The sequence below is a fragment of the Pseudomonas sp. NFACC51 genome, assembly GCF_900103575.1.
GTDB lineage: Bacteria > Pseudomonadota > Gammaproteobacteria > Pseudomonadales > Pseudomonadaceae > Aquipseudomonas > Aquipseudomonas fluorescens_Q.
Genome location: NZ_FMXH01000006.1, coordinates 262,714 through 287,572, shown reverse-complemented (window position 1 = coordinate 287,572; position 24,859 = coordinate 262,714). Strand labels below are relative to the sequence as shown.

General features: G+C 62.3%; 26 protein-coding genes and 1 pseudogene. 20 read left to right on the top strand and 7 right to left on the bottom strand.

What is annotated here, in order from left to right:
• The first annotated feature begins 8 nt into the window (after positions 1-8).
• From urtB to BLT00_RS14730, 11 genes are all read left to right on the top strand, one after another.
• Positions 9-1,511 carry an urea ABC transporter permease subunit UrtB gene (urtB, locus tag BLT00_RS14780; protein WP_092147028.1) on the top strand — a complete coding sequence of 501 codons (1,503 nt, stop codon included), beginning with the start codon at positions 9-11 and terminating at the stop codon, positions 1,509-1,511.
• Positions 1,511-2,590 carry an urea ABC transporter permease subunit UrtC gene (urtC, locus tag BLT00_RS14775; protein ID WP_063323140.1) on the top strand — a complete coding sequence of 360 codons (1,080 nt, stop codon included), beginning with the start codon at positions 1,511-1,513 and terminating at the stop codon, positions 2,588-2,590. Before urtB ends, urtC begins: the two co-directional genes overlap by 1 nt.
• Complete coding sequence (gene urtD / locus BLT00_RS14770; protein WP_092147026.1) at positions 2,587-3,456, top strand: urea ABC transporter ATP-binding protein UrtD; 870 nt, start codon at positions 2,587-2,589, stop codon at positions 3,454-3,456. Before urtC ends, urtD begins: the two co-directional genes overlap by 4 nt.
• 132 nt (positions 3,457-3,588) lie before the next feature.
• Entirely contained in the window at positions 3,589-4,287 is a 699-nt protein-coding gene (urtE, locus tag BLT00_RS14765) for an urea ABC transporter ATP-binding subunit UrtE (protein WP_063323142.1), read from the top strand.
• 30 nt (positions 4,288-4,317) lie between these two features.
• Positions 4,318-5,169, top strand: coding sequence for an urease accessory protein UreD (locus BLT00_RS14760; RefSeq protein WP_092147024.1), 852 nt, complete (start codon positions 4,318-4,320; stop codon positions 5,167-5,169).
• A gap of 151 nt (positions 5,170-5,320) precedes the next feature.
• Entirely contained in the window at positions 5,321-5,623 is a 303-nt protein-coding gene (gene ureA / locus BLT00_RS14755) for an urease subunit gamma (protein ID WP_003197350.1), read from the top strand.
• A gap of 9 nt (positions 5,624-5,632) precedes the next feature.
• A complete protein-coding gene (locus BLT00_RS14750; RefSeq protein WP_092147022.1) occupies positions 5,633-6,166 on the top strand; it encodes a GNAT family N-acetyltransferase in 534 nt (177 codons plus the stop codon).
• A 5-nt stretch (positions 6,167-6,171) separates the two neighbouring features.
• Positions 6,172-6,705, top strand: a complete 534-nt coding sequence (locus tag BLT00_RS14745; protein ID WP_072340210.1) for a GNAT family N-acetyltransferase — start codon at positions 6,172-6,174, stop codon at positions 6,703-6,705.
• Positions 6,702-7,010 (top strand): urease subunit beta, encoded by a 309-nt coding sequence (locus tag BLT00_RS14740; RefSeq protein ID WP_003186307.1) that lies wholly within the window; start codon positions 6,702-6,704, stop codon positions 7,008-7,010. The genes BLT00_RS14745 and BLT00_RS14740 overlap by 4 nt, the downstream gene beginning before the upstream one ends.
• 141 nt (positions 7,011-7,151) lie before the next feature.
• A complete protein-coding gene (gene ureC, locus BLT00_RS14735; protein ID WP_092147020.1) occupies positions 7,152-8,852 on the top strand; it encodes an urease subunit alpha in 1,701 nt (566 codons plus the stop codon).
• Positions 8,853-8,991: 139 nt separating this feature from the next.
• Positions 8,992-9,951 (top strand): RHS repeat-associated core domain-containing protein, encoded by a 960-nt coding sequence (locus tag BLT00_RS14730; RefSeq protein WP_256572773.1) that lies wholly within the window; start codon positions 8,992-8,994, stop codon positions 9,949-9,951.
• Positions 9,952-10,081: 130 nt separating this feature from the next.
• Here the strand turns inward: BLT00_RS14730 and BLT00_RS14725 are convergent, their stop codons facing one another.
• Positions 10,082-10,381, bottom strand: a complete 300-nt coding sequence (locus BLT00_RS14725; protein ID WP_063323146.1) for a chaperone modulator CbpM — start codon at positions 10,379-10,381, stop codon at positions 10,082-10,084.
• Positions 10,382-10,590: 209 nt separating this feature from the next.
• Positions 10,591-11,532, bottom strand: coding sequence for a DnaJ C-terminal domain-containing protein (locus BLT00_RS14720; protein ID WP_092147016.1), 942 nt, complete (start codon positions 11,530-11,532; stop codon positions 10,591-10,593).
• 296 nt (positions 11,533-11,828) lie between these two features.
• Here BLT00_RS14720 and BLT00_RS14715 point away from each other — a divergent pair, with 296 nt between their 5' ends.
• The gene (locus BLT00_RS14715) at positions 11,829-13,094 is read left to right on the top strand and encodes an Hsp70 family protein (RefSeq protein ID WP_092147014.1); all 1,266 of its coding nucleotides are present in this window, start codon (positions 11,829-11,831) and stop codon (positions 13,092-13,094) included.
• An 82-nt stretch (positions 13,095-13,176) separates the two neighbouring features.
• Here the strand turns inward: BLT00_RS14715 and BLT00_RS14710 are convergent, their stop codons facing one another.
• From BLT00_RS14710 to BLT00_RS14695, 4 genes are all read right to left on the bottom strand, one after another.
• Entirely contained in the window at positions 13,177-14,190 is a 1,014-nt protein-coding gene (locus BLT00_RS14710; RefSeq protein ID WP_003197331.1) for an AI-2E family transporter, read from the bottom strand.
• Positions 14,191-14,408: 218 nt separating this feature from the next.
• Positions 14,409-14,690 (bottom strand): PsiF family protein, encoded by a 282-nt coding sequence (locus BLT00_RS14705; protein WP_092147012.1) that lies wholly within the window; start codon positions 14,688-14,690, stop codon positions 14,409-14,411.
• Positions 14,691-14,826: 136 nt separating this feature from the next.
• The gene (locus BLT00_RS14700; RefSeq protein ID WP_092147009.1) at positions 14,827-15,717 is read right to left on the bottom strand and encodes an esterase/lipase family protein; all 891 of its coding nucleotides are present in this window, start codon (positions 15,715-15,717) and stop codon (positions 14,827-14,829) included.
• 118 nt (positions 15,718-15,835) lie between these two features.
• Positions 15,836-16,474, bottom strand: a complete 639-nt coding sequence (locus tag BLT00_RS14695) for an FMN-dependent NADH-azoreductase (protein ID WP_092147007.1) — start codon at positions 16,472-16,474, stop codon at positions 15,836-15,838.
• Positions 16,475-16,610: 136 nt separating this feature from the next.
• Here BLT00_RS14695 and BLT00_RS14690 point away from each other — a divergent pair, with 136 nt between their 5' ends.
• On the top strand, positions 16,611-17,552 hold the full coding sequence (locus BLT00_RS14690; protein ID WP_092147005.1) for a LysR substrate-binding domain-containing protein: 942 nt from the start codon (positions 16,611-16,613) through the stop codon (positions 17,550-17,552).
• Positions 17,553-17,609: 57 nt separating this feature from the next.
• Positions 17,610-18,140 carry a ferritin-like domain-containing protein gene (locus BLT00_RS14685; protein WP_003197320.1) on the top strand — a complete coding sequence of 177 codons (531 nt, stop codon included), beginning with the start codon at positions 17,610-17,612 and terminating at the stop codon, positions 18,138-18,140.
• Positions 18,141-18,246: 106 nt separating this feature from the next.
• On the opposite strand, the gene BLT00_RS14680 is transcribed toward BLT00_RS14685, so the two are convergent.
• Entirely contained in the window at positions 18,247-20,322 is a 2,076-nt protein-coding gene (locus BLT00_RS14680; RefSeq protein ID WP_092147003.1) for an AsmA family protein, read from the bottom strand.
• Positions 20,323-20,700: 378 nt separating this feature from the next.
• On the opposite strand from BLT00_RS14680, the gene BLT00_RS14675 reads away from it, so the two are divergent.
• The 6 genes and pseudogenes from BLT00_RS14675 to ureG all read left to right on the top strand — a co-directional run bounded on the left by BLT00_RS14675 (position 20,701) and on the right by ureG (position 24,830).
• A complete protein-coding gene (locus tag BLT00_RS14675; protein WP_092152533.1) occupies positions 20,701-21,168 on the top strand; it encodes a hypothetical protein in 468 nt (155 codons plus the stop codon).
• A gap of 158 nt (positions 21,169-21,326) precedes the next feature.
• Positions 21,327-21,959, top strand: a complete 633-nt coding sequence (locus BLT00_RS14670; RefSeq protein ID WP_063323156.1) for a TetR family transcriptional regulator — start codon at positions 21,327-21,329, stop codon at positions 21,957-21,959.
• A 466-nt stretch (positions 21,960-22,425) separates the two neighbouring features.
• Positions 22,426-22,810 (top strand): annotated as a pseudogene (locus BLT00_RS14665) (DUF6124 family protein).
• Positions 22,811-23,034: 224 nt separating this feature from the next.
• Positions 23,035-23,535, top strand: coding sequence for an urease accessory protein UreE (ureE, locus tag BLT00_RS14660; protein WP_063323158.1), 501 nt, complete (start codon positions 23,035-23,037; stop codon positions 23,533-23,535).
• Positions 23,532-24,206 (top strand): urease accessory protein UreF, encoded by a 675-nt coding sequence (locus BLT00_RS14655; protein ID WP_092146999.1) that lies wholly within the window; start codon positions 23,532-23,534, stop codon positions 24,204-24,206. Before ureE ends, BLT00_RS14655 begins: the two co-directional genes overlap by 4 nt.
• 9 nt (positions 24,207-24,215) lie before the next feature.
• On the top strand, positions 24,216-24,830 hold the full coding sequence (ureG, locus tag BLT00_RS14650) for an urease accessory protein UreG (RefSeq protein ID WP_003197309.1): 615 nt from the start codon (positions 24,216-24,218) through the stop codon (positions 24,828-24,830).
• The last annotated feature ends 29 nt before the right edge of the window (positions 24,831-24,859 follow it).

Sequence of the window (24,859 nt, the reverse complement as noted above, 5' to 3'; positions counted from 1 at the left end):
CCTAGCATATGCCCACCGCCCTCTACCGCCTCATCCTCGCCCTGGTGCTGCTGTTGCCACTGGAGGCCCATGCCGGTGACGCCGAAGACTTCGTCGCCGCCAACCCGACCCAGCAAGCCAAGCTCCTGGAAACCTGGGCCGCGCAGCCGGAGCCTGAGCGCGTCGAACTGATCAATGCCCTGCAACAGGGCCAGTTGACCGTCGACGGCCAACCCAAGACCCTGCGCCTGAACAACCGCTTGCGCGGGCTGATCGAAACCGCCCTCGCCAGCCATCAACTGCTCGCCGTGGATGCCCGCGTACGCCTGGGTGCCGCGCAGCAGCTGCAAAAAAAAGCGCGCCCGGCGCAACTGGCGTTTCTCGATCGGCAACTGGCCGGCGAGCAGGACGAAGATGTGCATGCCGCCCTGAGCCTGGCCCTGGCGAACCTGCAACTGGTGGACACCAACCCGAACGTGCGCCTGGCCGCCGTCCGCCTGCTGGGGGAAACCGGCGATCCGCTGGCCCGTACACGCCTGGAAGGTTTGCTTGAGCCCGGCGTTGAAACCGATGCCAACGTGCGCACCGCCGCCGAAACCAGCCTCGCCCAAGTCAAACGCAAACTCCTGGTGGGCGAGCTGCTGGGCCAGGCCTTCAGTGGCATGTCCCTGGGTTCGATCCTGCTGCTCGCCGCCCTAGGCCTGGCCATCACGTTTGGCTTGCTGGGGGTGATCAACATGGCCCACGGCGAGATGCTGATGCTCGGTGCCTACTCCACTTATGTGGTGCAGATGCTGTTCCAGCGCTTCGCCCCGAACGCCATCGAGTTTTACCCGCTGATCGCCCTGCCGGTGGCGTTTTTCATCACGGCCGCCATCGGCATGGCCCTGGAGCGCACGGTGATCCGCCATCTCTATGGGCGCCCACTGGAAACCCTGCTCGCCACCTGGGGCATCAGCCTGATGCTGATCCAACTGGTGCGCCTGGTGTTCGGCGCGCAGAACGTCGAAGTCGCCAACCCGGCCTGGCTCTCAGGCGGGATCCAGGTGTTGCCGAACCTGGTGCTCCCATACAACCGCATCGTGATCATCGCCTTTGCGCTGTTCGTGGTGGTGCTGACCTGGCTGCTGCTGAACAAGACGCGCCTGGGCCTGAACGTGCGCGCGGTGACCCAGAATCGCAACATGGCCGCCTGCTGCGGTGTGCCCACCGGGCGGGTGGACATGCTCGCCTTCGGCCTCGGCTCGGGCATCGCCGGGCTCGGTGGCGTGGCCCTGAGCCAGATCGGCAACGTCGGCCCGGACCTGGGCCAGAGCTACATCATCGACTCGTTCCTGGTGGTGGTGCTCGGTGGCGTCGGCCAGTTGGCCGGTAGCGTGTTCGCCGCGTTCGGCCTGGGTATCGCCAACAAGATCCTCGAACCGCAGATCGGCGCCGTGCTCGGCAAGATCCTGATCCTCGCGCTGATCATTCTGTTCATCCAGAAGCGTCCGCAAGGCCTCTTCGCGCTCAAAGGACGGGTAATCGACTGATGAACCAGCCCCTGATGCTCACGGCCACGCAAAAGGCCGGTCCCAAACTCACCCTCGCCGTCGGCGCGGTAATCCTGGCGGTGCTGCTGAGCCTGCCGCTGCTGTCGCTGTTGGCGGCGGACCATCCACTGCACGTCTCGGCCTATACCTTGACCCTGGTAGGCAAGATCCTCTGCTACGCCATCGTCGCCCTGGCGTTGGACCTCGTCTGGGGGTACGCCGGTTTGTTGTCCCTGGGTCACGGTCTGTTCTTCGCCCTGGGCGGCTATGCCATGGGCATGTACCTGATGCGCCAGGCCGCCGGTGATGGCTTGCCGGCGTTCATGACCTTCCTGTCGTGGACCGAATTGCCCTGGTACTGGTCCGGCACCGACAGTTTTCTCTGGGCCCTGTGCCTGGTGGTGCTGGCGCCGGGGCTGCTGGCGCTGGTGTTCGGCTTCTTCGCCTTCCGTTCGCGGATCAAGGGCGTGTACTTCTCGATCATGACCCAGGCCCTGACCTTCGCCGGGATGCTGCTGTTCTTCCGCAACGAAACCGGGTTCGGTGGCAACAACGGCTTCACCAATTTCCGCTCGATCCTGGGCTTTGGCATCACCGAACCGGGCACTCGGGCGGTGCTGTTTTTTGCCACGGTGTTGTTGCTGGTGGCGAGCCTGTTCATCGGCTGGCGCCTGGCCCGCAGCAAGTTCGGCCGGGTGCTGACCGCCCTGCGCGACGCGGAAAACCGCCTGATGTTCTGCGGTTACGATCCCCGTGGTTTCAAACTGTTCGTCTGGGTGTTGAGCGCGGTGTTGTGCGGCCTGGCCGGGGCCTTGTACGTGCCGCAGGTGGGCATCATCAACCCCAGCGAAATGTCGCCGACCAACTCCATCGAAGCCGCCGTGTGGGTCGCCCTTGGCGGGCGCGGCACGCTGATCGGACCGCTACTGGGTGCCGGCGTAGTCAATGGCATGAAGAGCTGGTTCACCGTGGCCTTCCCTGAGTACTGGCTGTTCTTCCTCGGTGCGCTGTTCATCGTCGTGACCCTGTACTTGCCCAAGGGCGTGATCGGGTTGCTGAAGAAACGAGGTGAACAATGAGAATCACAGCGAGTGCCGAATTCATGCTCGAACCTGCGTTCTTTCCGCCGGAACCCAACCAGGACGCCGGCAGCAGCCGCGACGCCATCGGCCTCGGCCAGGCGGCAGGCGTTGGCCTGAACACCCGCCACGGCACCATCCTGACCCTGGAAGACATCAGCGTCAGCTTCGACGGCTTCAAGGCCTTGAACGATTTGAACCTGTACATCGGCGTCGGCGAATTGCGCTGCATCATCGGCCCCAACGGCGCGGGCAAGACCACGTTGATGGACGTGATCACCGGCAAGACCCGCCCCAGCCACGGCAAGGCCTGGTTCGGCGAAACCCTGGACCTGACCAGCATGAGCGAAGTGCAGATCGCCCAGGCGGGCATCGGGCGCAAGTTCCAGAAACCCACGGTGTTCGAAGCGTTGAGCGTGTTCGAAAACCTGGAGCTGGCGCTCAAGACCGACAAATCGGTGTGGGCCAGCCTGCGGGCGAAACTCACTGGCGAGCAGCACGATCGCATCAGCGAAGTGCTCGAGACCATCCGCCTCACCCACTCGGTCAACCGCACCGCCGGGTTGCTGTCCCATGGGCAGAAGCAATTCCTGGAAATCGGCATGCTGCTGGTGCAAGACCCGCAATTGCTGCTGCTCGACGAACCGGTGGCGGGTATGACCGACGCCGAGACAGAGTTCACCGCCGAGCTGTTCAAGTCCCTGGCGGGCAAGCATTCACTGATGGTGGTGGAGCACGACATGGGCTTCGTCGGCGCGATTGCCGACCACGTCACCGTGCTGCACCAGGGCAGCGTGCTGGCCGAAGGGTCGCTGGAACAGGTGCAGGACAATGAGCGGGTGATCGAGGTGTACCTCGGTCGCTAGACCTGCAAACACTTTCCCCCTGTGGGAGCGGGCTTGCTCGCGAAGGCGGTGTGTCAGGTAACAACGATGTTGGCTGTACCGACCTCTTCGCGAGCAAGCCCGCTCCCACAAGGGATTAGGAGAATTTAAGCCATGCTGCAAGTCGACAAGCTGCACCAGTACTACGGCGGTAGCCACATCCTGCGGGGCCTGTCGTTCGACGTGAAGGTCGGCGAGGTGACGTGCCTGCTGGGTCGCAACGGCGTGGGCAAGACCACCCTGCTCAAATGCCTGATGGGCCTGTTGCCGGCCAAGGAAGGTGCGGTGAATTGGGAAGGCAAAGCCATCACCACGTTCAAGCCACACCAACGGGTGCATGCCGGCATCGCCTACGTGCCCCAGGGCCGGGAGATTTTCGGCCGGCTGACGGTGGAAGAAAACCTGCTGATGGGCCTGTCGCGGTTTCCCGGCTCCGAGGCCAAGGAGGTGCCGGCGTTTATCTACGAACTGTTCCCGGTGCTGCTGCAGATGAAGCAGCGTCGTGGCGGTGACCTGTCCGGCGGCCAGCAACAGCAACTCGCCATCGGTCGGGCCCTGGCCAGCCGTCCGCGCCTGCTGATTCTCGACGAGCCCACCGAAGGCATCCAGCCGTCGGTGATCAAGGAGATCGGCGCGGTCATCAAGAAACTGGCGGCCCGGGGCGACATGGCGATTCTGCTGGTGGAGCAGTTCTACGACTTCGCCGCCGAACTGGCCGATCAATACCTGGTGATGTCCCGGGGCGAGATCGTGCAGCAAGGGCGTGGAGAAAATATGGAAGCCGAGGGTGTGCGCGGCCTGGTTACGATCTAGTCTGTAGCGTCCTGACGATAATCAGAAATCATGAATCTACCTGTCTGTTCATTGGCAACTTCGGCCCTCTTCACCCCCAGCTGGCATGCCGAGCTGGAACTGGGTTACGCCCGATTCGGCGATTGCACGCGCCCGGTACAGCGCCGCCATAAAGGCCCGCTGCGGGTGCAGAAGCACTTGTATGCCGAAGGCCCCGAAGTGTGCCAGCACATCATCGTCCACCCGCCCGGCGGGATAGCCGGCGGTGACCGGTTGGAGATTTCGGCCCACGTCGGCCCGGACGCCTGGGCGCAGTTAACCAGCCCCGGCGCGGCCAAGTGGTACCGCGCCGCCGGCCCGGCGTATCAGCAGTTGACCTTGAGCGTGGCTCCCGGTGCGACCCTGGAATGGCTGCCCCAGGAAACCATCGTCTTCAGCGCGGCCCAGGCCGAGCTCGCTACCTCGATCGATCTGCAGGGCGACGGGCGTTTGTTCTACTGGGACATGGTTGCCCTCGGCCGACCGGCCAGCGGCGAGCGGTTCGACCTGGGGCATTTCCAGTCGCGGCTGGACATTCGTCGCGACGGCCAGTTGCTGTGGCATGAGCGCCAGCGCATTGTGGGCGGTGATGGGTTGCTCGACTCACCCATCGGGTTGGGCGGCGATCCGGTGTTTGCCACGTTATTGGTGACCGGGGAGATCGACAGCGAGCTGTTGGAGCAGTGCCGCTCCCTGGGCCATGCCGTGCGCGGTGACCTGACCCAGTTGCCCGGCCTGGTCGTGGCGCGGTGCCTGGCGAGCGAGGCGTTGCTGGCGCGGGGGTGGTTGATTGCGTTGTGGCGGCTTCTGCGCCCGGCGCTGCTCGGTCGAGAGGCCATGCCTCCGAGAATCTGGAGTACTTGAATTTGCTTTTCTGTGGGAGCGGGCTTGCTCGCGAAGGCGGTGTGTCAGCCAACTCAACCGTTGAATGTGAGCCCGCATTCGCGAGCAAGCCCGCTCCCACAGAGGTACATGTTTTTAGCCCGATTTATTTATCTGCCCTTATGGATTGCACATGGACCTGACCCCACGCGAAAAAGACAAGCTGCTGATCTTCACCGCCGGCCTCGTTGCCGAGCGGCGGTTGGCTCGCGGCTTGAAACTCAATTACCCGGAGGCCATGGCCTATATCTCCGCGGCCCTGCTCGAAGGCGCCCGTGACGGCCAGACCGTAGCCGAGCTGATGCACTACGGCACCACGCTGCTGAGCCGCGAACAGGTGATGGAAGGCATCCCGGAAATGATCCCCGAGATCCAGGTCGAGGCGACGTTTCCCGACGGCACCAAACTGGTCACCGTCCATCAACCGATCGCCTGAGGCCATGCCATGACCTATCTCGTGCGCGACGCCCAGCCGACCGACCTGCCAGCGATCCGCGACATCTACAACGACGCGGTGCTGAACACCACCGCGATCTGGAACGAACAGGCCGTGGACCTGGGCAATCGCCAGGCCTGGTTCAGCGCCCGGCAATCCCAAGGCTACCCGGTGCTGGTGGTGGTCGACGCCGAGGAGAACGTGCTCGGCTACGCTTCATTCGGCGACTGGCGGCCTTTCGACGGTTTCCGGCACACCGTGGAGCATTCGGTGTACGTACGCAGAGATCAGCGCGGCAACGGCCTCGGTCCACGGCTGATGACCACGCTGGTCGAGCGCGCCAGGGCCTGCGCCAAGCACGTCATGGTCGCCGCCATTGAAAGCGGCAACACCGCCTCGATTCGCTTGCACGAGCGAGCCGGTTTCATCACCACCGGGCAAATGCCCCAGGTGGGTACCAAGTTCGGTCGCTGGCTGGACCTGACTTTCATGCAGTTGGTCCTCGATCCCGGGGCGCAACCGCCTGCCTTAGACAAGGAGTGATGCCTATGAACCCCGCCCAGTTGCGTCGAGTCCACGCTGAAAGCTTTGCGCATTATCGCCAGGGCCTGATCGATCTGTTGCTCGATGCCGTCGGCTATGGCGCCAGCGTGGGGTTCATGGCCGACCTCGATGCCGTCCAGGCCCGCGCCTATTTCGACGAGGTCCAGGCCAGCCTCAACCAGGGCCACTTGCTGCTGTGGGTAGTGGTCAAGGATGAACAGGTGCAGGCCAGCGTCCAGCTTGCCCTGTGCCAGAAGCCCAACGGTCTCAATCGCGCCGAAGTGCAGAAGCTGCTGGTCCGCGGCGAGGCGCGCCGCCGGGGCCTCGGCCAGCAATTGATGAATGCCCTGGAACTCGGCGCCCGTCAGCACAAGCGCGGCCTGCTGTACCTCGACACCGAGGCCGGTTCCGAGGCCGAGGCGTTCTACCGGGCCATGGGCTACACCCGCGTCGGCGAGCTGCCCGACTACTGCCAGAGCCCGGACGGGACCTACACACCGACCGCCATTTACTACAAGACTTTGGGGCAACCGCAATGATTCCAGGCCAATACCAGGTCCAGCCCGGCGACATCGAACTCAACGTCGGCCGCCGCACCCTCACGCTGAACGTCGCCAACAGCGGCGATCGGCCGATCCAGGTCGGCTCGCACTATCACTTTTTCGAGACCAACGACGCCCTGACCTTCGACCGCGCCGCCAGCCGTGGCATGCGCCTGAACATCCCGGCCGGCACCGCCGTGCGCTTCGAGCCAGGCCAGAGCCGCGAGGTGGAGCTGGTGGACCTGGCCGGGCATCGGCGGGTGTTCGGGTTTGCCGGGCGGGTGATGGGCGACCTGGATTGACACGCCTTTGTGGCGAGGGAGCTTGCTCCCGCTGGGGCGCGCAGCGGCCCTGTTTTTGGGGGCTGCTGCGCAGCCCAGCGGGAGCAAGCTCCCTCGCCATAGTGATCGCAAATTTCGAATATTGAATTCCAAGGCAAGCACATGAAAATTTCGAGACAAGCCTACGCCGACATGTTCGGCCCCACCGTCGGTGACAAGGTCCGCCTGGCCGACACCGAGTTGTGGATCGAAGTGGAAAAGGACTTCACCACCTACGGCGAAGAGGTGAAGTTCGGTGGCGGCAAGGTGATTCGCGACGGCATGGGCCAGAGCCAGCTGCTGGCCGCCGAGGTCGTCGACACCTTGATCACCAACGCGCTGATCATCGACCACTGGGGCATCGTCAAGGCCGATGTCGGCCTCAAGGACGGGCGCATCGCGGCCATCGGCAAGGCCGGCAACCCGGACATCCAGCCCGACGTGACCATCGCCATCGGCGCCAGCACCGAAGTGATCGCCGGCGAAGGCATGATCCTCACCGCCGGCGGTATCGACACCCACATCCACTTCATCTGCCCCCAGCAGATCGAAGAAGCGCTGATGAGCGGCGTGACCACCATGATCGGCGGCGGCACGGGCCCGGCCACCGGGACCAACGCCACCACTTGCACCTCCGGGCCGTGGCACCTGGCGCGCATGCTCCAGGCCGCCGATGCGTTCCCGATGAACATCGGTTTCACCGGCAAGGGCAACGCCAGCCTGCCGGAGCCGCTGATCGAACAGGTCAAGGCCGGAGCCATCGGCCTGAAGCTCCACGAAGACTGGGGCACCACGCCCGCGGCCATCGACAACTGCCTGAGCGTGGCCGACCAGTACGATGTGCAGGTGGCGATCCACACCGACACCCTCAACGAGTCCGGTTTCGTCGAAACCACCCTCGCCGCGTTCAAGGGCCGCACCATCCACACCTACCACACCGAAGGTGCCGGTGGCGGGCATGCGCCGGACATCATCAAGGCCTGCGGTTTTCCCAACGTATTGCCCAGCTCCACCAACCCGACCCGGCCGTTCACCCGCAACACCATCGACGAACACCTGGACATGCTGATGGTCTGCCATCACCTGGACCCGAGCATCGCCGAAGACGTGGCCTTCGCCGAAAGCCGCATCCGCCGCGAAACCATCGCCGCCGAAGACATCCTCCATGACCTCGGTGCGTTCTCGATGATCAGCTCCGACAGCCAGGCCATGGGCCGCGTCGGCGAAGTCATCACCCGCACCTGGCAGACCGCCGACAAGATGAAGAAGCAACGCGGCGCCCTGCCCGACGACGGCGAAGGCAACGACAACTTCCGCATCAAGCGCTACATCGCCAAGTACACCATCAACCCAGCGATCACCCACGGCATCAGCCATGAAGTGGGCTCCATCGAAGTGGGCAAGTGGGCCGACCTGGTGCTGTGGCGGCCGGCGTTCTTCGGCGTCAAACCAACCCTGATCCTCAAAGGCGGGGCCATCGCCGCCAGCTTGATGGGCGACGCCAACGCCTCGATCCCGACGCCGCAACCGGTGCACTACCGACCGATGTTCGCAAGCTTTGGCGGCTCGCGGCACGCCACCAGCCTGACCTTCATCAGCCAGGCCGCCGCCGAGGCGGGGCTACCGGAGCAATTGGGCTTGAAGAAGAGAATCGCCGTGGTCAAGGGCTGTCGCGATGTGCAGAAGACCGACTTGATCCACAACGACTACCTGCCGAGCATCGACGTTGATCCACAGACGTACCAGGTCAAGGCCGATGGGGTGTTGCTGTGGTGTGAACCGGCTGAGGTGCTGCCGATGGCGCAGCGGTATTTTCTGTTTTGAATCGGTGTTCGCAAAGGAAATGGCTGCTATGCCGAAGGCGGCAGCCACTAACACTTCTGCTAGTTACCAGCGTTACAAAATACGGGTAAAACGGGAGGCGTTGATTAACGTCGGCACTCAGCACAAGGGAAGGCCCGTCATGACCCGCTCTCGCCCTGATGATGTACATTCGCGCCAATCCCAAACCATTCTGCTGGCCGCGGATGACAAGCACTCCATCCTCGCTGAAGTTTCGGAGAGTCAGACCCGTTCTATCGCATATTCCGCTTACGGACAGCAGTCCACGCAACAGATAATTGCGACGAAGCTAGGCTTTAATGGTGAACTGCGGGAGGCGCGGCTGGGTTGGTATTTTTTGGGCAAGGGCTATCGCGTCTACAACCCGGTATTGATGCGCTTTCATAGCCCGGACAGTTTGAGCCCATTTGGGAAAGGTGGGTTGAATGCGTACATGTATTGCATGGGAGATCCGGTGAATTTTTCGGATCCGACGGGGCATTTTTTTGAGAAAATTAAAAGTTTTTTTTCCTTACGTAGGGCATCTAGCACGCCGAACTTACACCACCTCGCCTCGCCAGCTAGACATGTTAGAGGTCGCTCTAATTCTTACGTCTTGCATCGACCCTCTCCGTCTACGCCAACATCAACATCAACATCAACGCCAACGCCAACCACATCGAGCCCTCATACACCCATACCGACTCAACCTCCCCCCCGACTTAATAGGGAAGTCCCTCCACGCCCATCAAAACGAAAGCCCCTCAATGACTCGTATAGACAGCCCCACGTCAATGACACGGGTGGGCAGGTAAGTAACATCGCGGCTGGTGAGCTGGAGCGTTACGATCTCGTCTGGAAGAGCCAACCCTTTGAATTCCATGACACGGGTGGGCAGGTAAGTATCATCGCGGCTGGTGAGCTGGAGCGTTACGATCTCTTCTGGAAGAGCCAACCCTTTGAATTTCCTCCTGCTCCCTTTCCAAGAACTACAAGAGAGGGCACACGTGAGTATCGCGTAAAGTATAAATCAGGCATCACCACACACAGCAGCTTCATAAAGCCTCTTTTGCCTTTAAAAAACAGCGACATCAGAAGCTAGCGGTGCAGCTTGCACCGCACAGTGGGCCAGGGCCAGTGCGTAATCGGTGAAACGCCAGTCCGACGAGACCGTGCTGTGGCGAGGAGATTTATCCCCTCGCCACAGTCGGCATCTGCTCAAATAATTCGCATCACTCCACCAACCGCCCCAACCGCTGCTTGAGCATGCGGTTTTCGCTGCGCAGTTGTTGCACTTCCTCCAGCAGGTCCAGCGCCAGGGCGACGCCTTCCCATTCCAGCTCCAGCTCGCGGCGCAGCTTGGCTGCACGGCGGGCCAGGACCAGTTCGTAATCGGTGAAACGCCAATCCGCCGGGGCCGCGCCATGGGGTTCGAGGATGCCGTGGGCGACGATTTCGATGACGTGGACATCCTGCAACGCGGCGGCCTCGCAGAACTCCGTCAGGGTCAGTTCAATGATCGGGTTGTTCATGGTCTGCTTCTCCCAATGCGTTAACTGTCGAGTCTAGCCGTGACTGTGGCGAGGGAGCTTGCTCCCGCTCGGCTGCGTAGCAGTCGTAAAGACCTGCCAACTGTTTTTCCTGGCTCTGCGCGTCCAATGGTTTTGGGGCTGCTTCGCAGCCCAGCGGGAGCAAGCTCCCTCGCCACGGGTTTTGTGTTCAGCGGGTCATCAACCACAGGTCAGAAATTCTCCCGCGGATCGAACGCGGCTTTCTTCGCCAGTTCTGCCCACAGTGCCTTGACCGCCTCATCGTTGGCCTTGGGCATCACGGCCTTGAGCTGCACGAACAGGTAACCGCGCTCGCCGGCCTTGTTGCGCAGGCCATGGCCCTTGGCGCGCATGCGCTGGCCGTTCTGGCTGCCGGCCGGGACCTTGAGGTTGATCTTGCCGGTGAGGGTCGGCACCGCCACTTCGGTGCCCAGGGCCAATTCCCACGGGGCCAGCGGCAAGGTGATGATCAGGTCCTGGCCTTCGACGTCGAACTTGGGGTGCGGCGCGAAGCGAATGGTCAGGTACAGGTCACCATTGGCACCGCCACCGATACCCGGCGCGCCCTGGCCCTTGAGGCGGATGCGTTCGCCGTCCGTCACACCGGCCGGGATCTTCACGTTCAGGCTTTTGCTCGTGTTGCTCACATGCTGGCCGGCCGCGTTGTACTGCGGCACCTGGAAGCTGACTTTCTTCGACTCGCTCGACAGGGTCTCTTCCAGGAAGATCGGTAATTCCATTTCCACGTCTTGCCCTCGACGGCCGGCGCTGCGACCTGACTGCCCACCACCGAAACCCGACCCGCGATTGCCGAAGATCGAACTGAAGAAGTCCGAGAAGTCGCCGGTGTCCTGGCCACCGCCAAAACCGCCACGGCTTTGCCAACCCGGAGGGCCCTGGAACGGCTGGCCGTGCTGGCCATAACGGCGCAGGTCGTCGTACTCGGCGCGCTTGTCGGCGCTTTTCAGCGCTTCATAGGCTTCGGAGACGTCCTTGAACTTGGTCTCGGCGTCTTTTTCCTTACTGACATCCGGGTGGTACTTGCGCGCCAATTTTCGATAGGCGGCCTTGATCGTGGCGTCGTCGGCCGTCGGCTCCACACCCAGAATCTTGTAATAGTCTTTGAAGTCCATTGAAGGATCACCATCCGTTATCGAATCGCACCACCACCCGCAGCATGCTCGTGATACAAGTCCTGGGGTTTGACCGATCTCAAGGTTTGTGACCGGGCGGTGCAGCAGAAGTTTATCGGCAGTCGGTGGCGGTTCTTGTGCCCGCCCTGTGGCTGCCAGGCTCATGCCAGCAAGTTTGGGGGTACAAGGGCGTCTTTCAAGGCCAACGATTGCGAATTAGCAGATAACCGGCCTTCGAATCCGCGCCACACTGACATACACTGCGCGGCCGTTTTTTCAACTGGAACCCGAAAGACATGAAAAACGCATCCCCGGCCCGTGCCTGCGGCATCGACTTTGGCACGTCCAACTCCACTGTCGGCTGGCTGCGCCCCGGCATGGAAACGTTGATCGCGCTGGAGGACGACAAGATCACCCTGCCTTCGGTGGTATTTTTCAATCTCGAGGAGCGCCGCCCGGTGTATGGCCGCCTGGCCCTGCACGAATACCTGGAAGGCTACGAAGGCCGGCTGATGCGCTCGCTCAAGAGCCTGCTGGGCTCCAAGCTGATCAAGCACGACACCAGCGTGTTGGGCACGGCCATGCCGTTCAAGGATCTGCTGGGGCTGTTCATCGGCCAGTTGAAGAAACGCGCCGAGGCCACCGCCGGTCGGGAGTTCGAAGAAGTGGTGCTGGGTCGCCCGGTGTTTTTCGTCGACGACGATGAAATGGCCGACCAGGAAGCGGAAAACACCCTGGTGGACGTCGCCCGAGCCATCGGCTTCAAGGAGGTTTCATTCCAGTACGAGCCCATCGCCGCGGCCTTCGATTATGAATCGACCATCGAGAAAGAAGAGCTGGTGCTGATCGTCGACATCGGCGGCGGTACCTCGGACTTCTCCCTGGTGCGCCTGTCCCCCGAGCGCCGCACCCACGACAACCGCCACGCCGACATCCTCGCCACCGGTGGCGTGCACATCGGCGGGACCGATTTCGACAAGCAACTTTCGCTAGCCGGCCTGATGCCGCTGTTCGGCTACGGCAGCCGCATGAAGAGTGGCGCCTACATGCCCACCAGTCACCACATGAACCTGGCGACCTGGCACACCATCAACGCGGTGTACTCGCAAAAATCCACCCTCGCCCTGGGCAGCATGCGCTACGACATCGAAGACACCGGCGGCATCGACCGGTTGTTCAAACTGATCGAACAGCGCGCCGGGCACTGGCTGGCGATGGAAGTGGAAGAAACCAAGATCGAGCTGACCCACGCCGACCAGCGCCACGTACCGCTGGACCGGATCGAGCCAGGCCTGAGCGTGGACCTGAGCCGGGCCTTGTTCGAGTCGGCCATCGACGGCTTGCTGGAGCGAGTGCGCGGCAGCGTCACGCAGTTGCTGGGCGATGCCAACGTGCGGGTCGATCAGGTGGACACAGTGTTCTTCACCGGCGGTTCCAGCGGCATCCCGGCGCTGCGCAACAGCGTCTCGGCGATGCTGCCCCAGGCGCGGCATGTGGAAGGCAATATCTTCGGCAGTATCGGCAGCGGGTTGGCGATCGAGGCGATGAAGCGGTATGGGTGAGGAGCAGCTTCAAGCGGCAAGCGGCAAGTGAAAGCAGGTTGGCTTCTACTTGTAGCTTGCCGCTGAAAACTTGCCGCTGCTCCTAAACCATCCCCACCTGCTTCAACTCACTCTTGAGATACGCATAATAAATCGGTCCCGCCACCACCCCCGGCAGGCCGAACGCGGCTTCGAACACCAGCATCGCCATGAGCAACTCCCAGGACTTGGCGCTGATCTGCCCGCCGACAATGCGGGCGTTGAGGAAGTACTCGAGCTTGTGGATCACGATCAGGTAACCCAGCGCCGCCACCGCCACCCAGATCGACAGCGACAAGCCGACAATGGTGATCAGGGTGTTGGACATCAGGTTGCCGATGACCGGTAGCAGCCCCAGCAGGAAGGTCATCACGATCAGGGTCTTGGTCAGCGGTAGCTTGATGCCGAACAACGGCAGCACCACCGCCAGGAAAATCCCGGTGAAGAAGGTGTTGAGCAGGGAAATCTTGATCTGGGCGAAGACGATGTTGCGAAACGCCTTGACCAGCAGGTTCAGGCGATCGAACAGCGCCGCGGCCAGAGGCTTGCGCTTGGTCAGGTCGGGGATGCGCTGCAGGGCAACGATGGCCCCCAGCACCATGCCGATCAGCAGCGTCACGAACATGTGGGCCGCGTCCTTGCCCACCAGTTGCAGGTCGCTCAGGTGCTTGCTCACCCAGTCACCGATCGCTACCCGGAACTCGGCGGCGCTGGCCGGCAGGTAAGCGTCGATGAACGGCGGTAATTGCCCACGGGCACGGTCGACCACGGTCATGAACTTGTCCAGGGACGCGCCCGGGTTTTCCGCTTCATGCAACAGGAAACTGAAAGCGCCGGCGAAGATCAACGTCAGCACACTGACCACCAGCGTGCCCAGCAACGCCACCGCCAACCAGCGAGCACGGCGGCCTTCGATCAGTCGCTGTAACTGCGGGGTGAGCATGTTGACCAGTTCGAACACCAGCAACCCGGCCAGCAGGCTCGGCAACAGGCGCAGCGGCAGCACCAGCAACAGCCCACCAAAAATGATCACCCAACTGATCACCAACAACACATGACGCTGAGAAAACGTTGGCATACAGCCTCAGGACAAAACGGCGTGAAAGGATCGGCAGTCTGCCAGCCTTCCACTAGCAGCACTAGGGATTGTATCGGCCAACCTTCGTCGCAGTTCAGGGTTTTTTGCGGTGGATGTGCCGGCCCCATCGCGAGCAAGCTCGCTCCCACCCTGGACCGGGCAACACAGCCCCACCGTGGGAGCGCGCTTGCTCGCGATGGGGCTCATGGGTTCAACGCTTATTTTTTCTTCAGGCACTCACTCATGAACGCCTTGCGGGCATCGCCCTTCAATGCCTGGGTGGTGGCCGTGGCATTGCAGGTTTTCATGCGTTCCTGCGGGGTGCTCGGTGCAGCCTTGAGGCAGGTGCTCATGAACGCCTTGCGCTCGTCACCCTTGAGCGCCTTGGCGGTGGCATCGGCGTTGCAGGTGGTCATCTTGGTCTGCTGCGCCGTCTCGGCGAAGCCCTGGGAACACAGTAGCAAACCGATCATCAACAGAGGGACACGCAGCATCTTCATGGTGGTTCTCCTGGCTGCCGCACGAGGGTACGGCGATGAGGTGCAGTGTAGACAACGCCTGTTACACCTTCACCAGGTGACCCTCAGGGCCTGATCTAGCGCTTGCTCGCGATGAACGATAACGCGGTCCAACAGGCTACACCCCGGCAGCCTTCAACCGCTCGGCATGCTCGACAAACAACCGGATCGGCTCGGCCCCCTTGCCCACCAACCCCAGCGATTGATTGACGATATCGAAATGGTCCAGCGGATAGTCATCGCCGATGACCGTGCCCAGGTGCGAGCTGTAGCGTCCGACCATGCCATCGCATTGCCCCGCTTCCCTGACAAAGGTGCGGGCGAATAAACGGCAAGTGCGGTTGGTGCCGTCGAACAGATTGCGCCCTCTATCGGTCTTGCCTGGCTGCAAGGTGCCGGACCACGAGTAGTAACGCACGCCATTGACCTCTTCCGGTCCATTCCCGCCCCAGGTTTGCGGCAAGCCCTGTGGATAACGTTGGTTGAACAGCGCCACCCCGGCGGTGGTCAGGGAAGCATGGGACGCCTGTATATCCACCGGTAGCTTCGGCCCGCGATAGCCGGTTTCCAGCAGGCTCATCAGGGTGTTGATCAGGCGCAGCACGGCACTGAGCACGCGCCCCTTGGCACTGTCGGCGGGGTAGTGGGCTTGCAGGTAATCCGCCAGTTCGGAGCCGTGGTTGGTGCCGGCCACCGACGTGACCGACGCCACCAGATCCGGCCGTTTGGCCGCCGCATAGCGGGCGGTAAGGCTGCCCTGGCTGTGGCCGATCAGGTTGACTTTCTGCGCACCGGTTTGCCGCAGGATCTCCTCGATCCGCGCCAGCAATTGCTCGCCGCGCACCTCGGAAGAATGCAGCGGCGAAACCTTCACCGCCACGACCACTGCCCCGCCGCGACGCAGCGCCGAGACGATCCCATACCAGTACGAATACAACACCAGGCGTATGAACCCGAGCATGCCCGGGACCAGTACCAGCGGATAACGAGTGGCGCAGCGTTGCGACATGGCGACATCCTTGTGATCAAGAGGGGTCAGCATCGGTACTGATGATGACCAGTCTATGACATCCAGATAAATCCGTGGCGAGGGCGCTTGCTCCCGTTGGGCTGCGCAACAGCCCTTCTCAGAAGGACCGCGCCAAGGCCAGCAAACGCTCCTCGGCCTCGGCGCAGGACAACGCAAAGCTGCGCTCGGCCGACTCCTCGCCTTCTGCCGCCACCACCGTCACATCGGTAATGCCGATAAACCCCAGGACGGTGCGCAACAGCGTGTCGGCGTGGTTCATGCTCTCCAACGGGCCGCCAGGCCCGAAACCGAAATCGCCGCGACTGGTCACGATCAGCGCCTTCTTGCCCAGCAACAGCGGCTCGTAGTGCGACACGCCATTATCCAGGCTGTGGTTGAACGTCAGCCCGATGCGCACGATCTGGTCGATCCAGGCCTTCACGCCGCCGGGCACGCTGAAGTTGTGCATGGGCGCGGAGATCACCAGTCGGTCATGGGCTTGCAACTCCTCGACCAAGGCATCGCTCAGGGCCAGGTCCGCTTGCATGATCAACGGACGGGCCTGGGGCTCGGGGTAGAACGCCGCGGCGATGAACGCTTCGTTGACCGGCGCAATCACCGTCCGTCCAACTTCTCGACGGGTCAATTGCGATTGTGGATGGGCGGCCTGCCACGCCGACACAAAGACCTCGGCCAAGCGCCGGGAATGAGAGCGCTCGCCACGTGGACTGCCATGCACCACAAGAATACTACTCATCTGAATCTCCTTTTATGCGGCTACAATCAAAACTGCTTATGCCTTGCAGCTTGAGGCTCGTTGCCGCTGACAGACAAATGAGCGTTAGTTCATCTGGATGAATTAGTTTCATCCATCGTATTTCAGGAGAATCAGGATGTTCGCCAACCTGCCGCTCAACGCCCTGCGCGCCTTCGAGGCTGCCGCGCGGCTGCTCAGTTTCAAGGCGGCTGCGGCGGAGCTGTCGGTGACGCCTACGGCGGTCTCCCATCAGATTCGATCCCTGGAGAGCTGGCTGGGGCTGGCGCTGTTCGAACGCCTGCCACGCCAGGTACGCCTCACCGACGGCGGGCAACGCTTGTTCCACAGCCTGCACGGGGCGTTGCTGGAAGTGGCCCAAAGCGTCGACACCCTGCGCCCGCAACGCAGCACCAGCCACCTGACACTGTCCACCACCGCAGCGTTTGCCGCCCTGTGGCTGGTGCCTCGCCTGGGGCGTTTTTATGCGCGTCACCCGAACATCAACGTGCGCCTGGACACCCACTGCGAAGTGATCGACCTGCACCAGGACGCCAGCGTCGACCTGGTGGTGCGCTACAGCTTGGACGCCTACCCGAACCTGTACGGCATGTGCCTGTTCGATGAAAGCTTCGGGGTCTATGGCTCGCCTGAACAGGTGGCCCTGGCGGCACGGCAGGTGCCGACGCTGATCAGCGTGCATTGGCACAATTCCAAGCTGTACGCCCACGGTTGGGATGCCTGGTGCGCCCAGGCCGGGGAAACCTGGCTTACCCGGCAGCCGTGCATGCGCGCGTACGACGAGGAGCATTACGCCTTGCAAGCGGCGATCGCCGGGCAGGGCCTGGTGCTGGCGAGCAATATCCTGGCTTCCGAAAGCATCGCCAGTGGCTTGCTGGTGGGTTATCGCCCGGACGTCCAGGTCAATGGTGCTGGCTACAGCGCCCTGTGCGTCCCGGGCCGCGAACGCCATCCCCCGGTGCGGGCGTTCTTCCAGTGGCTAGGGGAGGAAGCACGGCTGTCCGGCTATGCGTTGAAAAACTCGGTAAAACTTTTTAAGGACCGTGTCACTCAGACTTAGAGTGATCGCGCCATCAGAGCGTGACGCTCCCACCGGATCAGCCTCCAGGAGAACGAGATGAGCGACATGCACTTATCCGATGTAACGACCCTGCGCGAACGTGCACGGCAGAACGTGCAGAACGGCGCAGTGACCGAAGGTTACGGCGCCGATCGGCAGGAAGTTGTCCGCCTGCTCAACGAAGCGCTGGCCACCGAACTGGTGTGCGTGCTGCGCTATAAGCGCCACTACTTCATGGCCACCGGCCTCAAGGCCAGCGTGGCGGCCAGTGAATTCCTCGAGCACGCGAACCAGGAAGCCGAACACGCCGACAAACTCGCCGAGCGAATCGTGCAGTTGGGCGGCGAGCCGGAGTTCAACCCCGACCTGTTGACCCGCAATTCCCACGCCCAGTACGTGGCGGGCAACACCCTCAAGGAAATGGTGTACGAGGACCTGGTGGCGGAACGGATCGCCATCGACAGCTATCGGGAAATCATCCAGTACATCGGCGAAAAAGACCCGACCACCCGGCGCATCTTCGAAGACATCCTGGCCCAGGAAGAAGAGCATGCCGATGACATGGCCGATATCCTGGCCGACCTCTGATACTGATACCGCTATCGCGAGCAAGCTCGCTCCCACATGGAATCGCATCTCCCTGTGGGCGCGAGCTTGCTCGCGATGAGGCCCGTCGCCTCACCGCAAGCCTGGCTTATCGGGTGGGCTTGACCGTCACCGGCGCCTTGCCCGCCTTCATCTGCTCCAGCAGCGGTGCGCACTGGTTCGGCTCACCGCCGCTGGGCGCTACCAGCGCGAGCAAGCCGGCGGCCGGTGCAGCGATCACACCCAACGCCACCATCCCGGCGCCGCGCAGCATCAGCGGCACCGCCTTGACCCCGGCGGCGGGCTTGGCGAACGGACCCCGGACGTACAACGGCGAGCGCAGGGAAATCAGGCGCCAGCCCTTGGACTCGGGGGTGATGGTCAGGTCCAGCTGTTCATTCGCCATGTTCGCCGTGCCGTCGATGTAGATGATCGCGTTCTCGGTGTCGAACACGAACAGACGCGTGGTTGCCAGGCCCGTCTTGATGTCGAAGTCCGCCGCTGCGCAGTTGATCTTCACTTCCTTGTCGCCAAAGATTTTCCCCACCACGTAGTTGCCGACGTTCAGCCCCGCCAGCTCCATCAGCTCACGACTGATAGCGCCATCGTTGATGAGCATTTTCAGCGTGCCGTTGGAAGTGCCCAGCAACGCCGCCACCGAATTGCCGCGCCCGGTGATATCGGCATCGCCGTTCAATTCGCCGAAACTGGTTTTCATCGGCTCAAAACCCGGGAACAGCTGCTTGAGTTTGAAGCCGCGCGCCGTCAACTTCGCCTGGCCTTCAAGGGGCTGGGCATGGCCATTGAGGCGGATCTGCGCATCGAGGCGACCACCGGCCACACCGAAGCGCAGGGGCTCGAGGCTCAACTGCCCATCGTTGAGCACCAGATGGGTATACAGGTCGGTGAATGGCAACTGCTCGCTATGGACAATGCGCTTGCCGGTGAACTCCACATCGGCGTCCATCACGTTCCAACGCTCGGTGCGAAACTCTTCCACGGGCAAGATCTTGTCGGCTGGCTGCTTGCTGGCGCCGCCACGGGCCTTTTGCTCGGTATTGGAGTCCGCACCGATCAGCGGCGCCAGGTCGCTGAACAGCAATTGGTTGGAGACCAGCGCGCCACTGAGTTTCGGCCGGGGCTGACTGGCGACATAAGCCAGGTCGCCATGGATATCGCTGTCGCCGATCTTGCCGTTGAACGCCTCGTAGCGGAACAGCGCCCCACCCGGCTCATGCAGCTTGGCAATCAAGCGGCCATCGGTGGCGTAAGGCGGCGAATCCGGCAGGGTCACGCCGGTCAGCGGGTAGAGATGAGCCAGGCTGTTGCCGGCCAGTTTCAGGCGCAAGTCCAGGGCCCCGAGATTCATCGGGTCGGTGAGGGTGCCGGCCAGTTCGACGCGGGTCTCGGCGATCTTCGCCTGGGCCTGGAGCGGAAAGGGTCGTGAGGCATCCTGCAATGCCAGCAAACCACCGACCTTGCCGGAGCCGGCCAGGTTCTGCCCGTGATACTGCCCGTTGACCTTGAAGGCGAACGCATAGTCCTGCGGTGTCGCGCCCTGGTCCTGAGCCTTTTTGGCGGCCTTATCACCGACGATATCGCTGAACGGGATGGGTTTGCCCAACGGGTCGATCAACAGGTCGAGCCGGGTCTTGAGCGTCTGGTCGTCAAGGGTGACGTGGCCCTTGTCGAAGCCGATGGCGCCGATGTCCACCACCCAGCTGGACGGCTCGGCGTCCGGGTCTTTCGGATCGAATTGGAAGGTCCAGTTGGCGCGTCCGTCAGCCAGACGCTGCAGGTTGGCATTGGGCTCCGTCAGGTCGATGCGCGGTATCGCCACCCGCCGGGCCAGCAAGGCCAAGGGGGACACGCGCAACTCGACACGCTTGAGCGTGACCATTTGCGGGGTTTTCGACCAGTCAGGGTTGCCCAGGCTCAAATCCTCGGCCACCACATGGGGCCAGGGCAGCCAGGCACGCCAGCCCCCTTCCTCTGGCTCACGCTGCCAGGCTACCGCCAGATTGCCGTTGATGGCGAAGGGACGATGCAACTCCTCGGAAACCTTGGCATTGAGCGTGGGCTTGATGCGGTTCCAGTCGAAGAAGGCGATGACCAGGACCAGCACGGCCAGCAGGACAACAAGGCTGGCAAAGCTCCAGGCGAGGATTTTCGAGGTGCGCGTCATGCACAAGGCTCCTGATGACAAGTCAGCGTCCGCAACCGCGCCGCCGCTGGGAACACGACCTTGCAGTCGGTTCGTTATGAAGGGTTGGACTGGTAAAGCGGCCCACAGGTGCCGATGAACGGCACAAAAAAATGCAATATTCCTGACCGATCAGCCAACAAACTGTTACCGCCCCCGCACATTTACGAGGCAGCAGTGGGTACAAAATACCCACCTCGGTGCAAAACGGCACCTCGGAAACGCCCGTTCTAGAGCCTTCGCGCCGAACAATCAATTCCGTTGATTATTACCATTGTCTTTATGAACTTTTATATCGACTTATCGAGAGTAGCATTGCCCTCGTACCCACTTTATCGCCCCCCCCAAGGAGCAACGACCATGAAACGCCAATTACTAATGAGCCTGTCCCTTTCACTGCTGGCCTCCACTGCCTTCGCACTGCCAGCTTCCGAACAAGCCACGCCACAGGTCAAGGACAGCCACTCTGTCTACAGCCAGACGGTTGCCGAAGGTGGCCGTGATCGCCTGGAACAAAAAGGTCTGGTGGAAGACGGTTATGACCGCACCAAGCAAAGCGAGACCTTGGCTGAAGACGGCTCTTCCCGCACCAAGCTGGGCGAAACCCTCGCCGAAGACGGCTCTTCCCGCACCAAGCTGGGCGAAACCCTCGCCGAAGACGGCTCTTCCCGCACCAAGCTGGGCGAGACCCTCGCCGAAGACGGCTCTTCCCGCACCAAGCTGGGCGAGACCCTCGCCGAAGACGGCTCTTCCCGCACCAAGCTGGGTGAGACCCTCGCCGAAGGCGGTGGTGACCGCGTGATCGAACGCAACGGCACAGTGAGCTGAGCCCATGGTGGCCCAGAAAAAAGCCCGATTCCTGCAATCGGGCTTTTGACTTTTCAAACCCCTCGTTTTCCCCGCCCGCCCCCCTCTCTATCGTTCGACGTCGACAAAGCCGATTTGCTAGAGTGCGTCGCTCCCGTGAATCAGAAGCCAGCCTTGCGATGCTGCCCCGCGCCGAACAGAAACAACAGACCCGAATTGCCCTGATGGACGCAGCCCGCCGTTTGATGGAGTGTGGCCGGGGGTTCGGCAGCCTGAGCCTGCGGGAAGTCGCCCGGACAGCCGGCATCGTCCCCACCGGGTTCTACCGGCACTTCGACGACATGGACCAACTGGGCCTGGTACTGGTCAGCGAAGTCGGCCAGACCTTCCGCGAAACCATCCGCCTGGTACGCCACAACGAATTCGTCATGGGCGGCATTATCGACGCGTCAGTGCGGATCTTTCTCGATGTGGTGCAGGCCAACCGATCGCAGTTCCTGTTCCTGGCCCGCGAGCAATACGGCGGTTCCCTGCCGGTGCGCCAGGCCATCGCCCAACTGCGCGAAGACATCAGCTCGGACCTGGCAGCCGACCTGGCCTTGATGCCCAAGTTGCAGCACCTGGACCTTGCCGCCCTGGGCGTGATGGCCGACCTCATCGTCAAGAGCGTATTCGCCACCCTGCCAGACATCATCGACCCACCCGCCCAAGCCCTCCCCGAACATCTCACGCCCCAGGCGAAGATTACCCAGCAACTGCGGTTCATCTTCATTGGCCTCAAGCATTGGCAAGGGTTGGGCAGTACCGAATAACCCCGATGTACCCACTGTGGGAGCTTGCTCGCGATAGCGGAGTCTCAGCCCCCTGATTGCTCACCTGACACACCGCCTCCCGAAGAACCGCTTGGGAGATGTGGCCATCTCTGTAGGAACTGCCGACCGCTGTGACCTTTCGGGGCTTTTCCCTGCCAAACCCTCGGACATTTCCTTCAACACGCAGGGCTGCTCATGAACTAGGCAGCAATTTCGAGCGCCGCTAACCTTTGTTCGTCATCGCAAAAAACGGTGACACGGACGTGCAAGTCCGATCTAGGAACGCATTCGTTATGGCTATTCGCCGAGCATTTTTCTATGCTCGCCGACTGTTATGGCGGCTGCGCGTGGGAGACCTTCGGGTCTGCCGGGTTCCTGGACCGGTCTTGCACACCTACGTACAGCTGCCACCCATTTTTCGACGTGCAATCGGAGGGTGTCGGCTCCACTTCCAGGAATTTTCACTATGTTCAAAGCAACTCCGAATCCCCCGCAAAGCAGCCACAAATCCCGCGTCGAAGCACAGGAAGAAAAAAAGCTCGAAGACGCCGCCACCCGCGCCCTCGACTACTACCTCAAGCCCAAGCCCGCCTCACCGCCCGAACCTGACAAAAACCAACTCTTCATCGTGTCCCCCCCACATCGACACCGAAACCCTGCTCGCCAACGCCTCCGAAGACCTGCTCTCCATCAGCACCATCGCCGCCGACCTGGCTGACGACGTGGACGATTCACGCCGCTGCGTCGCCCTGGCGATCAGCCGGATGGCCGATGGGGTGCAGTTGTTGGTTGAGCGGGCGTTGGATCATCTGGAAACCAAGGAGATGGCGGCGCCTGGTGCCAAGGGATAGCGCTTTGTTTTGACGCAAGCTGAGCCGACACCTTCGCGAGCAAGCCCGCTCCCACAGGTTCTTTTTGTGTCAGCCGCAAAATGGTGCACGCCATCTCGTCGCGCACCAACATGGCACGCAATCCGCCCCATCCTGAAACGCCATCCCAGCTATTTCCTACACCTCATTCGGTTGGCAAGCCCCTTGCTCTAAACACAGCACTGTTCATTGCTGGAAGCACTCCGATGCTGGTGATTCATCGCAGAATCGACACTCAACCGCGCTGGGACGCCGAGCTGCACCTGACCTTTGACGCCCGTAGCAAAAGCCGCCTGCGCTGTTTCAGTGCCGAGGGTGAAGACGTGGGGTTGTTCCTGGAACGAGGCCAACCGCCGCTGTACGACGGCGAATGCCTGCAAGCTGAAGACGGGCGCATCGTGCGCGTTTGCGCCCGCGCCGAACAATTGCTGCATGTCACCTGCGCCAACGCCTTCGAACTGACCCGCGCCGCCTACCATCTGGGCAATCGCCATGTCGCCCTGCAAGTGGGCGATGGCTGGTTGCGCCTGCTGGACGACTACGTGCTCAAGGCGATGCTCGAACAACTGGGCGCCCGCGCCGAATCCATCGAAGCCCCGTTCCAGCCGGAACACGGCGCCTATGGCGGCGGTCACCATCACTCCCGGCACGGCGACGAAGATTTCAACTACGCGCCGCGCCTGCATCAGTTCGGCGTGCGCACATGAACCCGGCCTGGGCGCTGCTGCGTCTGGCCAGCCCGCAACTGCCGATTGGTGGCTACAGCTATTCCCAGGGGCTGGAGATGGCGGTGGACAACGGCCAGGTGAAAAACCCTGACGACGCCCGTCGCTGGATCAGCGATCAATTGCTGCTGAACCTGGCACGCTTCGAAGCGCCCTTGCTGCTGGCGCACTGCACCGCAGCCGCCGCTGACGATTGGGACGCGCTGCTGCAACGTTGCGAAGAACACCGCGCCAGCCGGGAAACCCGCGAGCTGTATCAGGAGAGCCGGCAGATGGGCTACTCGTTGCAGCAATTGCTCGCGGGCCTGCCGGAACTCGACCGCGCCGCGCGAGACTTTCTCGAACAGCGCAGCGAGCCGCACCTGGCCTTGTGCTGGGCCCTGGCCGCCCGCGCCTGGCAGATAGCCCCCCAGGACGCCCTCGCCGCCTGGCTGTGGAGCTGGCTGGAAAACCAACTGGCGGTGCTGATGAAAACCCTGCCCCTGGGCCAGCAAGCGGCCCAGCGCCTGACCAGCGAGCTGCTGCCGCTGCTGCAACAGGCCCAGCGCGACGCCTCGAACATCGACCCCGATCATTACGGCAGCGCCGCATTTGGCCTGTCCCTGGCGTGCATGGCCCATGAGCGCCAGTACAGCCGTCTGTTCCGTTCCTAGGAGACACTCATGAATACACAACCTCTGCGCGTCGGTATCGGCGGCCCGGTAGGTTCCGGCAAGACCGCCCTGACCCTGGCCCTGTGCCTGGCTCTACGTGAACGCTACAACCTGGCGGTGGTCACCAACGACATCTACACCCGCGAAGACGCCGACTTCCTGGTGCGCAACGAGGCCCTGGCGCCGGAGCGGATCATCGGCGTGGAAACCGGCGGTTGCCCGCACACGGCGATTCGCGAAGACGCGTCGATCAACCTGGAGGCGGTGGACCAGTTGAACCGGCGCTTCCCGGGCCTGGACCTGATCCTGGTGGAGTCAGGCGGCGACAACCTGTCGGCGACCTTCAGCCCGGAATTGTCGGACCTGACCATCTATGTGATCGACGTCTCGGCCGGTGACAAGCTGCCGCGCAAGGGCGGGCCGGGCATCTGCAAATCAGACCTGCTGGTGATCAATAAAATCGACCTGGCACCGCTGGTGGGTGCGTCCCTGGAAATGATGGACAGCGACACCCGGCGGATGCGCAACGGCAAGCCCTTCGTGTTCAGCAATCAGAAGACCGGCCAGGGCCTGGACGACATCATTGCCTTCATCGAGCGCCAGGGTCTGCTGACCGCCGCCTGATCTTTCCGACTGACCACAAGGAAGCTTAT